Origin of the sequence: Haliscomenobacter sp., assembly GCF_040403615.1 — a bacterium.
Lineage (GTDB): Bacteria > Bacteroidota > Bacteroidia > Chitinophagales > Saprospiraceae > Haliscomenobacter.
The window spans coordinates 1-14,380 of sequence record NZ_JBBAKG010000072.1 but is presented as its reverse complement, the minus strand read 5'-3'; the positions used below and the strand labels follow the sequence as shown (position 1 = coordinate 14,380).

General features: G+C 48.4%; 10 protein-coding genes. 7 read left to right on the top strand and 3 right to left on the bottom strand.

The annotated features are described in order from the left end of the window. From ABW391_RS20150 to ABW391_RS20135, 4 genes are all read left to right on the top strand, one after another. A partial coding sequence (locus ABW391_RS20150; protein WP_353483712.1) for a T9SS type A sorting domain-containing protein occupies positions 1–2,978 on the top strand: 2,978 nt, incomplete at its 5' end. Positions 2,979–3,284: 306 nt separating this feature from the next. Beyond that, entirely contained in the window at positions 3,285–4,703 is a 1,419-nt protein-coding gene (locus tag ABW391_RS20145) for a PQQ-dependent sugar dehydrogenase (protein ID WP_353483711.1), read from the top strand. Positions 4,704–4,848: 145 nt separating this feature from the next. Beyond that, positions 4,849–6,594, top strand: a complete 1,746-nt coding sequence (locus ABW391_RS20140) for a GMC oxidoreductase (protein ID WP_353483710.1) — start codon at positions 4,849–4,851, stop codon at positions 6,592–6,594. A gap of 58 nt (positions 6,595–6,652) precedes the next feature. Further along, positions 6,653–7,294, top strand: a complete 642-nt coding sequence (locus ABW391_RS20135) for a gluconate 2-dehydrogenase subunit 3 family protein (protein WP_353483709.1) — start codon at positions 6,653–6,655, stop codon at positions 7,292–7,294. Positions 7,295–7,391: 97 nt separating this feature from the next. Here ABW391_RS20135 and ABW391_RS20130 read toward each other — a convergent pair whose 3' ends face one another. Both ABW391_RS20130 and ABW391_RS20125 read right to left on the bottom strand, forming a co-directional pair. Further along, positions 7,392–7,964 carry an SMI1/KNR4 family protein gene (locus ABW391_RS20130; RefSeq protein WP_353483708.1) on the bottom strand — a complete coding sequence of 191 codons (573 nt, stop codon included), beginning with the start codon at positions 7,962–7,964 and terminating at the stop codon, positions 7,392–7,394. Between the two features lie 165 nt (positions 7,965–8,129). Next, on the bottom strand, positions 8,130–9,254 hold the full coding sequence (locus ABW391_RS20125; protein ID WP_353483707.1) for a lytic transglycosylase domain-containing protein: 1,125 nt from the start codon (positions 9,252–9,254) through the stop codon (positions 8,130–8,132). Positions 9,255–9,705: 451 nt separating this feature from the next. Here ABW391_RS20125 and ABW391_RS20120 point away from each other — a divergent pair, with 451 nt between their 5' ends. Then, positions 9,706–9,948, top strand: coding sequence for a MoaD/ThiS family protein (locus tag ABW391_RS20120; RefSeq protein WP_353483706.1), 243 nt, complete (start codon positions 9,706–9,708; stop codon positions 9,946–9,948). A 90-nt stretch (positions 9,949–10,038) separates the two neighbouring features. On the opposite strand, the gene ABW391_RS20115 is transcribed toward ABW391_RS20120, so the two are convergent. Next, on the bottom strand, positions 10,039–13,134 hold the full coding sequence (locus ABW391_RS20115) for a glycosyltransferase family 117 protein (protein ID WP_353483705.1): 3,096 nt from the start codon (positions 13,132–13,134) through the stop codon (positions 10,039–10,041). 196 nt (positions 13,135–13,330) lie between these two features. On the opposite strand from ABW391_RS20115, the gene ABW391_RS20110 reads away from it, so the two are divergent. Together ABW391_RS20110 and ABW391_RS20105 are read left to right on the top strand one after the other, a co-directional pair. Beyond that, positions 13,331–13,519, top strand: coding sequence for a hypothetical protein (locus ABW391_RS20110; protein ID WP_353483704.1), 189 nt, complete (start codon positions 13,331–13,333; stop codon positions 13,517–13,519). After that, positions 13,503–14,213 carry an RluA family pseudouridine synthase gene (locus ABW391_RS20105; protein ID WP_353483703.1) on the top strand — a complete coding sequence of 237 codons (711 nt, stop codon included), beginning with the start codon at positions 13,503–13,505 and terminating at the stop codon, positions 14,211–14,213. Before ABW391_RS20110 ends, ABW391_RS20105 begins: the two co-directional genes overlap by 17 nt. The last annotated feature ends 167 nt before the right edge of the window (positions 14,214–14,380 follow it).

Sequence of the window (14,380 nt, the reverse complement as noted above, 5' to 3'; positions counted from 1 at the left end):
TGACCAAACCCTGCAAAGTCAGCATCAGTTTACAGGGGCAAGCAGGGTTGGGCGTATTTTTATACGACTTCCTTTGTGGAAAAAATTGCCTGGCCTTTGCCGAAACCAATGATCTCGGCGCACTGATTCGATCCGATACTTTGATGCTCAATCCCGGAGTGTACTACCTAATTGTGGATCAGGCAATCAGTGGTTCCAATGGGGCATATACACTCAGTGTCAATTGCAGCGATTACACCAAGGGCGCTGTTTTTCTGAAAGAAATTGGGGCTGCATCCTGCGCAGTCAATGCCAGCAGTCGGCACAATCTAGTATTGCGTTCCTTGCGCAATACCCGCATCAATGGACAAAGGCTGAACCCCAATGATCAATTGAACTTTTTTTATCCAAAAAACAGTCGCGGTGATTTATTGAGCACAACTGCCAATTGGAATAGTACTGAACTCCAGGTTTCCTTGCCGCAAGACGCCACCGGTGATACGCTGAAATGTGGGTATGCCCCAAACGATGCGTTTAAAATAAAATTGACCCGCAACAATGTTTCTTATGATTTATCGCCACAATACCAACCGATTGATGGCAGTATAGTAACGGCTACCAACCGATTTGTTTCAGGTGGAACTAGTTTGATCACAGAGCTCAACAACTGCTGTACACCACATAGTTTAAGGGTTTCTCCTTCCCAACGCGAGTTGACCGGACAAGGAGGTGTTGCAGAATTTAAGGTAGCTTCAAACATGTCTTGGAGCGCTCGCAAAATGGGAACTTCCCCCTGGCTCAAGGTGACCACGTCAAGCGGCTTTGCCAACGATATACTTCGGGTAGAAGTTGACCCCAACAACACCAATGCCGACCGCATGGATACCCTGCTTATCCTGGGGCCCGAAAATGAGATCCAAAAAGTGGTGATTTCACAAAGCCGCAGTTCCTGTGCCACCGTTGCCGTAAATGCGGGGCCAGATCGGCAAATTTGCCGGGGCGAAACACTGAATTTAACTGCTTCCGGAGTGGGAAATTTCTTGTGGAGTACAGGGCAAAGCTCTGCTACCGTTAGTGTACGGCCTCAAGTCAATTCTACCTATACCGTGACCATCACCCAGGGTGGCTGCTCTGGCGTTGATGAAGTCAATGTAATTGTAAGCGAAACCCCGGTCATCGATTTGGGGCCAGATTTACAGCTGTGTTCAGGAGACAACATCGTTTTTGTCGCTACAGGTGGAGACACTTATCGCTGGAACAACGGGGCAACCTCTGCAACCATTTCGATTCGCCCGGTGCAAAACTCTACTTTCTCCGTTACGGTAACCAAAAGTGGGTGTTCGGCGTCCGATCAAGTGAATGTTGATTTGGAAACTGCACCTCAAGTAAACATCTCTCCCAATCAGTCCATTTGTTCTGGTCAGTCAACCGTCCTTACTGCCTCGGGAGGAGCGTCCTACCTCTGGAGCAATGGCCGTACCTCTTCAACCATTTCAGTATCACCTTTTTCAACGACACCTTACACTGTAACTGTCACGAATGGCAATTGTAGTGCGATTGGGCGTACTACAGTCAATGTTACCCCGGGGCCATCGGTAACTGCGAGTATAGACATTACGGTTTGTGCGGGCGAGAGCCCCACATTAGCGGCCAGCGGCACCGGGCCTTTCCGTTGGAGTACCGGAGCCACGACTTCGAGCATCACCGTTAGTCCGGTTAATACGACCAATTACGGGGTTTCGGTCAGTGCCAATGGCTGCGAAGCAAGCGATAATGTGCTGGTTTCGGTGTTGCCCAAACCCATTGTCAACGCGGGTCAGGATCAGATCATTTGTTCGGGTCAGGTGGCCAATTTGGTAGCTACCGGAACAGGAGGAGGAATTTACCGTTGGAATACCGGGGCAACTTCGGCATCCATTCAGGTACAGCCCATCATTCCTTCAGAATATACGGTCAGCGTGAGCAAAGATGGCTGTACCAGCACCGATGAAGTCATCGTGGATGTTAATGCCACGCCAACCGCCAATGCAGGTTTGGATCAAACCATCACCTGTACCACCAACCAGGTTCGCCTGGATGGGAGTAAATCAGCGTCAGGGGTTCAAATTCGCTATCAATGGATGGAGTTGGATGGCGGGTTGATTGTATCCGGCAAAACAGCAGCAGTGGCTACCGTAAGCAGGCCAGGCAGTTATAGCCTGTTGGTAACCAATTCCATCACGGGTTGTTCCTCTACAGATCAGGTAACAGTAGGTGGTTCAGAACCCCTGAGCGTAACGTCGATACAATTGCTGGAAGTTCGCTGTTTTGGAGAAGCCACTGGTTCTGCCAATTTAACGTTGCGGGGTGGCCAGGCTCCCTACAATTACGCCTGGGGCAATGGCGCAACCACCAATGTAGTTCGGGGTTTAAAGGCAGGAAAATATACGGTAACCCTTTCCGATCAAGGCAATTGCCGCGACACGATGGAAGTAGAAATCAAACAACCCGAACGCCTCGCCATTACCAACATCAGGATCGTTCCAGCCCCATCTGGCAATGTAGGAGGCATCGACATTTCGGTGGCGGGTGGATCGCCACCTTATGATTTCCGGTGGTTCAATGGCAATACTTTGCTGAGCGCAACCGAAGATTTGATGGCCATCGGCATTGGCACGTATGTAGTGGAGGTATATGATGCCAACAATTGTTCCTTCCGCAGCGACCCCATTTCGGTAAGTCGAACTGTTGGATTGCCCAATCTGGAACTCGCCAATGCATCCAAACTGTATCCCAACCCAACCGATGGAAAAACCATCCTGGAACTCAACTTAACCAAACCCGAGCGCGTGACCCTGGAATTGTACGATCAACTTGGCCGCAAATTGGAGCAGCGCAAACTGGAAAGCAACAGCAAATTCAAGGAAAATTTTGACTTGTCGAATCGCGCAGCCGGGGTATATTTCTTGCGGATCGTGTCCAAAGACGGTTTTGCGGTGAAGGAAGTGATTAAAGAATGATTTTTTCACCTCAGATACCTGATGTTTTAGCAGCTTCGCTGCTTTTTTCCACCACCGAAGACACCTGAGGCACCTAAGATTCACCTAAGAAAAAAAATAACATTCAACTCTAGTGAATCTCAGGTGTCTGAAGTGCCTAAAGTGGTGAAAAAAAAGCAGCGAAGCTGCCAATACCTCAACCGCCCCCGATTCCATCGCCAAATGCCTTTGGTCATTTAACCAAGTCATTCGACGAAATTTACAGCACAAGTCCATTTTGCCCAACACATTTTTTTATATTCGTGGCTGCACCCAAAAGCATCCGCGATGACTAAATATTTTTCCTTTTCAACACTTGTTTTGCTAGCCCTGAGTTTGGCATTTTTTGAAGCCACGCACTCAAGGGAATCCAGCATCAAACCGCGCAATCCTGAGCAAATTTTTAAGGAGATTTGCTCTTCCTGCCACGGTGAAACGGTACAAACCTTTGTAGACCGTAAATGGAAGCACGGCAATAACCGTGCTGACCTGATCAAAACCATCACCAACGGCTGGCCAGACAATGGCATGCCTACTTTCGCAAAAGCCTTGAACAAAAAGGAAATAGAAAGCATGGCCGACTACATCGTCAAGAGTATTGCCAACATGGACAAATACAACCTGACCAAAGTTGAGCGACTCAAAGATGGTGCCACCTTCACTTCTGAAGGCAAAAACTTCCGCCTCGAAAAAGTAGCCGACGGATTAAATTCCCCCTGGGGTTTGGCCTTTTTGCCCGGCGGAGACATGATCATTACCGACCGCAATGGCAAAATGTACCGCCGCAGTGCCGCAGGTAATTTGCAGCCGATGACTGGCGTTCCTGAAGTACTGGTGGAAGGACAGGGCGGCCTGCTGGATATAGAGCTTCACCCACAATTTGCGCAAAACAACCTGATTTACTTGTCTTTCTCCAAATCCAAGAAGGAAGGCGGCAAAACCCTTTCTACTACCGCAGTGGTTCGCGCTCGACTGGATGGCACCAACTTGGTGGATCAAAAGGAAATTTTCGAAGCCCTCCCCTATTTCCAAACCCGCCACCACTACGGCAGCCGGTTGGAATTTGACCGCAATGGTTTGCTGTATATTTCTGTTGGCGACCGGGGCATGCATTTTGAAAACCCACAATTGCTGACCACTTTTGGCGGAAAAATTCACCGGATCAAAGACGATGGCTCGATTCCGAGTGACAACCCATTTGTAGGACAAGAAGGAAAAGTACAGTCTACTTTCTCTTATGGCCACCGCAACCCACAGGGTATGTGTCTGAATCCTGAAACGGGCGAAATCTGGGAACACGAACACGGCCCACGCGGAGGAGACGAAATCAACATCAGCCACAAAGGCTTGAACTATGGCTGGCCGACTATTTCTTATGGCATCAACTACGATGGTACTGTCTTGACGCCCAAAACGGCACAAGCTGGCATGGAACAACCGCTGCATTACTGGGTGCCTTCTATCGGGCCAAGTGGCATGACCTTCATCAAGGGCGATCGCTATCCAGCCTGGAAAGGCAACTTGCTGGTAGGCTCTCTGCGCTTCCAATACCTCAATCGCTGTGTGATCAAGGATGGCAAAGTGCAAAAAGAAGAAATTTTGCTGCAAAACATTGGTCGCCTCCGCAACGTAGAAATGGGTCTTGATGGTTACATTTATGTGACGGTAGAAGATCCGGGCGTGATTTATAGAATTCTACCGATTTAATAACGCAGAAAAATTAACTTCCCGATTTTGGGTTTTGAATAGGAAGTCGAACGCTTCATTTAAAGTGAGCTTCCTATTCAAAACCCTCTCAAAAAATCGGGAAGTAATTTTTTGCGTCATACTTAATACCCAAAACTCAAAACCTATGAGTCTATTTCAGATCAAAGAGGAAGCAAAAACGTACGACGTAGTCATTGTCGGCTCAGGAGCTGGAGGTGGTATGGCTGCGTACATGCTGGCTAAAGCTGGCGCAAAAGTTTGTTTACTGGAGGCAGGTGGTTACTACGATCCCGCCGATCCTAAATACGTTACCCAACTCAAAAACCCTTGGGAGTCGCCTCGCCGAGGAGCGGGAACTACCCGGGCATTCGGCGATTTTGATGCCGCCTGGGGTGGCTGGCAAATCGAAGGAGAACCCTATACTGCGGTAGCCGGAACCGAGTTTCACTGGTTTCGTTCACGCATGTTGGGTGGCCGTACCAATCACTGGGGACGCATTTCCCTCCGTTTTGGCCCCGATGATTTCCGCCGTGGCTCTCTGACAGGCATTGGCGACGATTGGCCCATTACCTATGACGACCTCAAGCCTTACTACGATCGGGTAGACAAGCTGATCGGGGTATTTGGTTCCATAGAAAACCTGCCCAATGAGCCAGATGGTCATTTCTTGCCCGCACCCAAACCTCGCTTGCACGAGTTGATGATCAAGAAAGCGGGCAAAAACCTGCAAATCCCGGTTATTCCTTCGCGCCTGTCGATCCTTACTCAAAAGATCAACGATGAGCGTGGTGTGTGCTTTTACTGCCGCCAGTGCAACCGGGGTTGTGTGGCGTATGCCGACTTTTCCTCTTCTTCGGTATTGGTGATTCCTGCACTCAAAACGGGAAATTTGACGCTTGTTAATGGCGCGATGGTACGTGAAGTACTCACCGATGCCCAAACCGGCCTGGCTACAGGCGTTTCTTATGTAGATACCCTGACCCGTGAAGAGGTCAGTGTAAAAGCAAAAGTGGTGGTATTGGCCGCTTCTGCCTGCGAATCTTCGCGCTTGTTGCTCAACTCCAAATCTGCCCGTTTTGCGCAAGGTTTGGCCAACAGCAGTGGCGTGGTGGGCAAATACCTGAATGATTCAACTGGCGCCAGTCGCTCGGGATTCATTCCACACCTGATGGATCGCAAGCGCTACAATGAAGATGGCGTGGGTGGCATGCACGTTTATACGCCCTGGTGGCTCGACAGCAATAAACTTGATTTCCCCCGGGGTTACCACATTGAGTACGGTGGTGGCATGGGCATGCCTGGCTATGGCTTCGGCATGGGCATGCAGGGCATGAATGGAAAGCATCCCTATGCCGATGGATCAAAAAAACCAGCAGGTGGATACGGATCGCGCCTCAAAGATGACGCACGTCGCTTCTTTGGTGCTTACGTGGGCATGGCGGGTCGCGGCGAACCGATTCCACTCGAAAGCAATTACTGCGAGATCGATCCCGACAAAGTAGACAAATACGGCATTCCGGTGCTGCGCTTCCACTACAAATGGTCGGACAATGAGGTCAAGCAAGCCAAGCACATGCAGGATACCTTTGAGCAATTGATCGTTGAGATGGGCGGTATTCCGCAAGGCAAGAAACCGGGCGCCGATACCAATTATGGTTTGGAAGCACCGGGCAAAATCATCCACGAGGTGGGAACCGTGCGGATGGGCAATGACCCCAACAAATCTGCGCTCAACCAATGGCAACAAGCGCACGACGTGAAAAACCTTTTCGTGGTGGATGCAGCTCCTTTCGTAACACAAGGCGACAAAAACGTAACCTGGACGATTCTGGCCTCTTCAATGCGTACCTCTGAGTACATCATCGAGCAGGTGAAAGCAAACAAGCTATAAAGGGTTGATGACCTGATTTGTTAGTTTGCTGATTTGTTGATGTTTTAAATTAAGACCAATGAAAAGAAGAGATTTGCTCAGAAATATTGCGTTGACTTCGGTTGGGGTGGCCACGGCCTCCACCGGAATCACGGCCAACACCACCCAAAATGAGAACCTGGTGGAAGTGGCCAAAAAGAAGAAAAGTAAAGCAGCCCCCGGACGCACTCCAGAGGAAGAAGTCCGGGACGCCAAACTGATGGCAGAAACTTTTTTCACGCCCCATGAAATGGCTACGCTAACGGTGCTGTGTGACATCATTCTGCCTGCCGATGCGGCTTCAGGAAGCGCCTCACAGGCAGGAGTGCCTGCCTTCATCGAGTTTATTGCCAAAGACATGCCTCAGCAACAAACGCCTCTGAGAGGTGGCATGATGTGGCTCGACAACCAATCGATGAAGCGTTTTGGAAAGAAATTTGTGGAGGCCAGCGCCCCCGAGCGCATCCAAATTGTAGATGACATCGCTTATCCAGAGCAGGCCAAGCCAGCCATGAAGCAGGGCGTTGCCTTTTTCAACCTGATGCGCGATTTGACCATGACGGGATTTTATACCACCGAAATGGGCATTAAAGACCTGGGCTACATTGGCAACCAGCCAAACGTATGGCAGGGCGTACCAGAAGAAGTGTTGAAGCAGTATGGATTGACTGGCGCGGAATAGGAAAGGATTCCTTGACCAATCAATATATTTTAGGATAAAGAGTCATAGCTTGATTGAACAAGTTATGGCTCTTTTTTTGTGGGAGCTTCAACCCTGGTTACTCTCTCGATTCGGTGCGCACCCGCCAAAAATCTTCGCCCCAATTCCGGTAAAGTTGCTGCAATTTGATGCCCCCCAAATCCTGTTCGGAAGGTTTGAGTTCAAAACCGCGGATGAATTCAAAAATATTGTCGGCAAGCGGAATCAAGCGCGGGGTTAGATCACTGCGTTCCAGAAAAATTTTGTCTTTATTTTCTGGAGAAGTACCTAAGAGAACAAATTGATTCATGCCATTATCGGCAATGGTCAGCAAGCCTGCGTCCCAGATTTCGTCATCCTCGTTGTAGGCATTTCTCATCACTTCGATGGTTTCCTCCAAGGGATAAAATTCGCAACCGACGAAATGATCCCGATGCTCCACATGGGTGAATAGGCTGAATCCAGCAGTTTTTTGTTCAGATTCATCCCAGTATTCATAGCCCAGCAATTCGCGGCTCATTTGAAAGGAGGCCACAAAGAGCTGATAAATGGGTGGTAAGAGGATACCCGAGCTGTGCTCAAACGTCTTGGTATCAATTTTTTCACCTAAAATTCTGGTTCTAAAGAGGCTGAAGCCAGTATATGTATGCATATGTTGTGATCGCGCTACTTATTGCAGCACTATTTAAATCGATCGTAAGGTCGGGAATTATTTGGGCTTGGCTTTTGATGGAGGCATATTTATTTGGCAAAAAACAAAACCCCTCGTTCTTTACTCAGAAACGAGGGGTCATTCTACACTTTTTTCCAATCGAACTTACGCTCTCTTGATGAAAAATGTTTTGGGAAGATAAAGTACAAGTTCTTGATTGATAACGATTTTGCCGTCACGAATGTCATTCCATTTCACCAGATTCTCGACAGAGGTACTGAATAAAGAGGCAATTTTTTGCAAATCATCTCCTTTGGAAGTCACGTAGGCTGTTTTAAAGGTGCCTTCAGGGCTTTTCACTCCACTATCCAGGTAATTGCGCAGCAACTTTGAGCTTTCGCTATTGGGCAGCATCAGCAGGTTGCCTTTGCCACTGCGAGGGACAAGCCCTCCAGTAAAGCTGGGATTGAGTGCAGAAATAAGGGAGGTTTTCAACCCCGTAATCCGCGCAATTTCTCCAAAAGACAAGCTGCGGTAAATGCGGATCACCCGGGTATCAGCGGAGTAAAAGAAAGGAATGACTGGCTGCAAGCCATGCTGCTGGTAAAAACTCATCACATAAGCTGTAGCAATGAAGGCTGGAACATAGCGGCGCGTTTCACGGGGCAAAAAATTGCTCACCTGGCTGTAGTTGCGGCTACCCGCTTTGCGCACTGCCGATTTGATGGTGCCGATTCCAGAGTTGTAAGCGGCCAAAACCAAAGTCCAATCACCTAATTCATCATGCAGGTATTTCAGCATTTTTACTGCTGCTTCGGTCGAACGGTGTAAGTCGAGTCTTTCATCTACGCCACCACCCATTTGCAAACCGTAGTGACGGGCCGCTACTGGCATCAATTGCCAGATGCCGGACGCGCCAACTCCAGAACGCACTTGTGGTTGTAAACCAGACTCGATGACGGATAAATACTTGAGTTCTTCGGGAAGTCCGTATTCATTGAGATAGTGCTCAAATACGGCGAAGTACAGGTTGGAACGACCAATGACCAATTCTGTCTCTTTTTTGCCAGTCACAATGTACTGGCGAATACGGGACATTACGGCTTCATTGGTTTTCACTTCAATCGGGAGGCTCATTTTACTGAGTCGTTCCTTCACGAGTGTTTCGGTAAGTCCAGTTTTACTGGAATGAATACTTACCTCAGTTTTGTGTGCTTTGGCGCTGACACCCACTGGTGAAACGGCAATACCGCTCGCCAGTGCCGCAGCAACTGTCCATGGGAAATTCATCAAAAAAATTTTGGTGATACTGAACTAACCTTTTATAAATAATTCCATTACTTTGACCTAGTCAGTTCAGATGGGCAATATGCCCCAGCAACTAGATGTGTCTTGAAGACTTCATTTCGTTACTACCGGAGGCAAAGGTAAGCCCGTTTCTTGGTTTACACAATGCATTGTAAATCAGTCCAGATTTCAATACTCTTTGTAAACGATTGTTTGATTTGGAAAATTATTTGGCATTTTTTACGACAACAAAGCCCATTTTGGGGCATTCGTTAAGAAAACCCAAATAAAAGCTAAGGTTTGCGACAAACGAGAGTACCCAAAAAGCGGTATAAAAATGTGCTAATTTAACGTTTTTATGACTTTTTCGTGACGAATACTAGGGTTTTCCACAGGTAATTTTGACTAATAACAATTCTTTTGGGGAAAACATATGCACACTAAAACAAATGTAATGAAGATAAAAATTTTGGCTTTTGGCATCACCAGAGATATTTTAGGGGGCAGTACCCTGGAAATGCAAATTCCTGCGGCAACGCGTGTCGCCGATTTGCGCAGCAGCCTATACGCTCAATATCCAGCCTTAATGCAATTGAACAACCTTGCCATCGCGCTGAACACAGAATACGCCAGCGATGAGCAAGTTATTGAAGAGAGGGATGAGGTGGTGTTGATTCCGCCCGTAAGTGGTGGGTAGGATTTTTATGGTTTTAGGTTGCACACAATTTTACAAAACGGTGTAAAATTGTATGCAACCTAAAAGCCTAAAAACAAAAAACTTAAACCATTACTGCCCTGGAGGAGGCGTTGTTTGAAACAACGAATTCTCCGTTGGTGCAGGGCGGAATGGCGCAAATTGCTTGGTCAGTTCCGCTACAAATTTATCGTCCTTATTCTCGGTAGCATCGCGCAGGAGAGTCTCCATGGTTTGCTCGGCCAGGCGCTTTTGCAAGTCGTAGCTAGAGGTAATCACTTCTGGCTCCTGCGAGCTGATGAATTTCAACTGCGCCAGGGTTTCTCTGGCCAGGATCTCCATATGCGGTTTGGCCTTCTTGTATGCTCCTGCCCTTACGTAGATTTCCAGCATATAATTGGTGCGGTAATCATAAGGGAAGTTGAAATTTGGGAAAGCCTTGAAATATTCATCCGTCAAGGCAATTGCCTTGGCTTTGTTGTCTTCAGCAAGGAATTCTCCTGCGGCGCGGCGCATCACCAATTGCATGCTCTGCAAGCTAGGTGCATAGCTGTTGTCCACAAAAGTTGGCTCCTTGTCAAAGTTACCCCAACGCCATTTTTTCATCACATTGTTGTATACTTTTTCTGCATCTACCTTTCCACTGCCAATCAGGCCATAGTTTGGATCGCTTGGCGTACGAGTAGGCATAATGCGCAAGGCAAGACCTTCCAGTTGCATGTAATCATCCAAACCGAAGAACTTGCTGGCCTGGGTCGTAACCGCGAAATAAATCGGGCGTTCCCAGAGGTTGGAAGTGATCACATCCAATATGGCGATATCGTCTTTGGTCATGTATTGCTCGGCAGGCATGCGCAACGGAATGCGGTCTACCAACGTGGTGTCGCCTGCTTTGGCCAAGCCCATCTGAATGACTTTTTCACGCGGAACGGGCAAATAAACGCTGCGGGTAGGCAAGAAGGACTCCGTAGACCCTCCATTGCTCAATTGCTGTGGGTGATCTTCACTGACAAACTTCATGAATTGTTGGGCACTCATTTCCCCTTGAGAAGCACCTTGCTCTACAAAGAACACCTGGTTGCGGCGGTCACCTTGATAAGCAGAGCTGCTCAAAGTGAGCTTCAGGGCTGGAGAGTCATTGACTTTGCGGCGCAACAAGTCGATGTACCAATCCACGGCAATCAAACTTAGGTTGACCACCCGTACATCGCGGCGAATCCCTTCTACTTCCTGAGCGTACCAGAGTGGGTAGGTATCGTTGTCACCGTAGGTAAAGATCACGGCATTCTTCTCAACCGACTGTAGGAAGTTGGAGGCATAATCCCGCGAAGCGTAGTGGCCATTGCGACTGTGGTCGTCAAAGTTTTGGGTCAACATCAGCAGTGGAGCGATCATGACCAAAGCCCCTGACAATCCGGCACCGACCGGGCCGCTCAGTTTTACGCGATCGCGCAGCATTTCGTAAATGGCCAGTACGGCCATCCCCATCCAGATACAATACACAAAGAAGGAGCCTGCCAATACGTAGTCCCTTTCGCGTGGCTCATTCGGTGGTTGATTCGAATAAACGATGATACCCAGACCTGTGATCACAAACAGTGCCAACAGCCCTAAAAAGTCGTTGCGGCGCTTGCCAAAGTGGTAAACGACCCCCAAAAGACCAAAAATAAAGGGCAGCATGTAGTAACTATTGCGGGAAGGATTGTGCTTTTGTACTTCGGGAAGGTTGCTTTGATCGCCCAGGCGTGCGTTGTCGATAAACGGAATGCCCGAAAACCAATGTCCTGCAGACTTGTCCCATGGGTACAAACCTTGCTCACCGTTTTGACGGCCTGCGAAGTTCCACATAAAGTAGCGCCAGTACATCCATTTGACCTGATAATTGAAGAAGAAACCGAAGTTTTGAGCTTGGGTAGGCTTCCACCCTTCCGGCAAGGGTTGATTGGGATCTAGTCCCATCCATTGCGCGTACAAAGCAGGGCGACCTTGTGAAGGGTCAGCCATGCGGGGGAAAAACATTTTATCAGCGTCGTTGTAAACGTAGTCTACTTTATCGGAAACGTGCTCGTAACGATCCCCTACCCGACCATAGCGTTTCTCGGTTTTTACATCAATAGGTTGCGCATGAAAATTGGGCCCACGCAACAAAGGACGATCGCCGTATTGCTCCCGGTTGAGGTAAGGCAACAGGCTCAATGCATCCTTGGGAGCGTTCATGTTGATCGGCGGATTGGAGTTGGCCCGCATGATGACCATACCATAGGTAGACATGGCCAAAACCATCAGCGCAAATGCTATGGCTACATTTTGAACCGTTGACTCTTGATTGAGGTGTGCATAGCGGATGGCAAAATAGATCGCGGCCAGAATGATCAACACAGTTGGGATAATCCCGGAGTGAAACGGCAAGCCAAAAGAATTGACAAACAACATTTCAAAGCTGGCCCAGACCTGAGCCAATCCGGTGATGATCACGATCTGTACCAAACCCACCAAAACAACCCCCACAAAAGCAGCAAGTGCCGTTCCGGCGAAAGTGACATTTTTGGCACGCTTGAAATAAAAGAACATGGCTAAGGCAGGGAAAGTCAGGATACTCAGCAAGTGAACCCCAATAGACAGACCAGCCATGTACACCGCAAAAATCAACCAGCGATCGTTTTGGTGATCGTCGGGCAGTGCGTACCATTTGACAGTTGCCCACAAGGTGAGTGCCGTAAAGAAGGTTGACATGGCGTATACTTCTCCTTCCACCGCCGAAAACCAGATGGAAGTACAAAAAGCGGTACCCAAACCTGCTACCAAACCTGCGGCTGCCAATGCAATTTGATCGCCAGTACCAGGCTCTCCGTCTCGGCCATTCAACGCCAGTTTGCCCAGGATAATGGTTACCCAGGAGACAAACATCGCTGCGAAGGCAGTACACAAGCCCGACATCATGTTGACCGCAAAAGCAATGCTTTCAGGTTCTTTTGAAAACAAGGTGGCCACCCAGGCAAACATTCTGCCAATCAGCAAAAACAAGGGTGCGCCCGGCGGGTGAACAACTTGAAGCTTGAAGGCTCCGAGAATGAATTCGCCGCAATCCCACAAGCTACCTGTGCGTTCGGCGGAAAGATAATAGACCACTGTCGCGACCGCGAACACCAGCCAACCAACAATGTTTGTTGTACGCTTAAAAGAACCCATGCGTTCGTTATGATTTTTCTTAATTTAGTAATACTAGATTAACCGGAGATCAACAATTTGTCAATCAGAGATTCCTATCGAATCAAGCTATTTTTCATAATTGACTCGCAAAACTAAAAAAATGATGCTGATATACTGCAAAAAGTTTCTCATTACATCAAATAATAGCGCGTACCTTTGCCACAAATTTACCGCTATGCTGAAAATGATCTTCATGCTTGCCGTGATCTACATTGCTTATCGCCTATTCACCTATCAACCGGGCATCCCTGGGCGCAAACCGCAAGATCACATTCGCAAACCATATCAGAACGAACCAGAGAAGCAGGGCAAAGCAACCAACTCTACTGACGACGATTACATCGACTATGAAGAACTCAAGTGAAAACCCGGAAGCAGTCAATGCTCAAGAACGCATTGGAGACTGGGTTCTGTATAAAAACAACCAACTGATTGCCTTCAATAAGCCAGCAGGCGTTCCTGTACAGGCGGACAAAACAGGAGACAAAACCCTGTTGCAATTGGCCGAAATTTTTACCAAATCTTCTGTCCAACTGGTGCATCGGTTGGATCGCCCGGCCAGTGGCATTGTATTGGTTTCCAAAACGGCCAAAGCACTAGCCAACCTCAACGAACAATTTCGCAATCGGGAGGTACAAAAAACGTACCTGGCAGTAGTAGAAGCGATGCCCGCCGAACCCAGTGGCCGTCTGGAACATTGGATCTGGAAAAATGGCCAAACCAACCGCTCCGTCATCAGTGCTGAAAAAGGGCATGCCAACGCACAACAAGCCATTTTAGAATACCGACACCTGGGCAGTAGCGACCGCTACCACTTACTGGAAGTCAAGTTGCTCACGGGCCGTCACCACCAAATCCGGGCTCAGTTGGCCGCAATGGGCTGCATCATCAAAGGGGATGTAAAATACGGCGCACGCCGCAGCAACAAAGACCGTTCTATCCACCTTCACGCCTGGAAATTGAGTTTTCAGCACCCAGTATCGCATGAAACGGTCATCCTGACTGCTCCCCTGCCTGTAGACCCGGTTTGGGATGCGATGGGGGCTTTTGCGAGCTAAAACCAAACATTAACGCCAACACCAGCTTAGTAGTGGGGCAAAAATAAGTGATTAGTCAATCAAAAAACTTTATGCCGGCAGCTTCGCTGCTTTGTTTTTTCACCACCTAAGACCTGTCAATTACCCACAAATCCGCGTATTGAATGCAAAATCGTGCTTTAGCTCAG

Coding starts and splice junctions, on each gene's coding strand:
- ABW391_RS20145 (WP_353483711.1), top strand. CDS start 3,285: ATGACTAAATATTTTTCCTTTTCAACACTTGTTTTGCTAGCCCTGAGT.
- ABW391_RS20140 (WP_353483710.1), top strand. CDS start 4,849: ATGAGTCTATTTCAGATCAAAGAGGAAGCAAAAACGTACGACGTAGTC.
- ABW391_RS20135 (WP_353483709.1), top strand. CDS start 6,653: ATGAAAAGAAGAGATTTGCTCAGAAATATTGCGTTGACTTCGGTTGGG.
- ABW391_RS20130 (WP_353483708.1), bottom strand. CDS start 7,964: ATGCATACATATACTGGCTTCAGCCTCTTTAGAACCAGAATTTTAGGT.
- ABW391_RS20125 (WP_353483707.1), bottom strand. CDS start 9,254: ATGAATTTCCCATGGACAGTTGCTGCGGCACTGGCGAGCGGTATTGCC.
- ABW391_RS20120 (WP_353483706.1), top strand. CDS start 9,706: ATGAAGATAAAAATTTTGGCTTTTGGCATCACCAGAGATATTTTAGGG.
- ABW391_RS20115 (WP_353483705.1), bottom strand. CDS start 13,134: ATGGGTTCTTTTAAGCGTACAACAAACATTGTTGGTTGGCTGGTGTTC.
- ABW391_RS20110 (WP_353483704.1), top strand. CDS start 13,331: ATGCTGAAAATGATCTTCATGCTTGCCGTGATCTACATTGCTTATCGC.
- ABW391_RS20105 (WP_353483703.1), top strand. CDS start 13,503: ATGAAGAACTCAAGTGAAAACCCGGAAGCAGTCAATGCTCAAGAACGC.